1 protein-coding gene is annotated in these 250 nt (G+C 39.6%); it reads right to left on the bottom strand.

What is annotated here, in order from left to right; translation table 11 throughout:
• A partial coding sequence (locus tag AC5RV2_RS19340; protein ID WP_250406021.1) for a super-infection exclusion protein B occupies nucleotides 1-250 on the bottom strand: 250 nt, incomplete at both ends.

Here is a 250-nt window from a genome sequence, read left to right as displayed (position 1 = left end):
GCGCACAAAACCATAGATTGCTCTTCTGTAAGGTTTTGAATTACTGATCGCACTTTATCGTTTTGCATCTTAATGCGTTTTCTTAGCTTAAATCGCTTATATCTGGCGCTGGCAATAGCTGATAATCGATGCACATTAATTGCTAGCGAAAATGCAAGAGCAAAGACGAAAACATGCCACACATGAGGAATACCGATTCTCTCATTAACATATTCAGGCCAGTTATCTGGGCTTAAAAGCAGAAGTCCAA

It is taken from the genome of Arthrobacter sp. Y3225116, from assembly GCF_059091245.1.
The sequence above is the reverse complement of the archived record's forward strand: the minus strand, read 5'-3'. Positions and strand labels throughout refer to the sequence as shown.